The following is a 714-nucleotide window of genomic DNA, read 5'->3' as shown; positions in this document are numbered from 1 at the left end:
GGACCGCGACCGAACAGAAGCTGGCGTCCATCTTCACCGAGGTGCTCAATGTCGAGCGCGTCGGGCTCGACGGAGACTTCTTCGAGCTGGGCGGCCACTCGCTGCTGGCCACGCAGTTGGTGTCGCGAGTGAGGGAGGAACTCCAGGTAGAGCTCCCGCTACGAGACATCTTCGAGTCCTCCACCGTGGGGAAGCTGGCTGAACGGATCGACGCTTCACGCGGTACGGCAGAGGCCGCGGTCCGAGCACCACCCCTGACGCGCGCGTCTCGGAGCGATGCGCTGCCGTTGTCATTCGCGCAGCAGCGGTTGTGGTTCCTCGACCAGTTGGAGCCAGGCAGCCCGTTCTACAACGTCCCCTCGGTGGTGAAGCTGATTGGGCGTCTGCAATCGACCGCGTTGGAGGCCAGCTTCGGTGAACTCGTACGGCGGCACGAGTCATTGCGCACGACGTTCCGTGTCAGTGGTGGTGAACCCGTACAGGTCATCGCAACGGAGCCGCTGCGGCCTTTCCATCAGCTCGACTTCAGCGAGTTGGAAACGGAGCGCGAATCCGCGGTCCGGAGCTGGATCGAAGTGGAGGTTCAGCGCCCGTTCAACCTGGAGGTGGGCCCGCTGCTGAGGGCGACGCTGCTGAGAGAGGGGGAGGAAGCGCACGTGCTGGTGCTGGTGATGCACCACATCGTGTCGGACGGGTGGTCAATGGGCGTGCTGG

Annotated in this window: 1 protein-coding gene; it reads left to right on the top strand. The window is 64.6% G+C overall.

Annotation, left to right across the window (positions count from 1 at the left end; all coding sequences use genetic code 11):
• Positions 1-714 (top strand): condensation domain-containing protein (locus HV826_RS36430; RefSeq protein ID WP_255208628.1); only part of this gene is annotated, 714 nt, incomplete at both ends.

It is taken from the genome of Myxococcus sp. AM010 (assembly GCF_013372585.1).
Classification (GTDB): Bacteria; Myxococcota; Myxococcia; order Myxococcales; family Myxococcaceae; genus Myxococcus; species Myxococcus vastator.
Note: the sequence above shows the minus strand (reverse complement) of the source record. Positions and strands in the feature narration are given on the sequence as shown.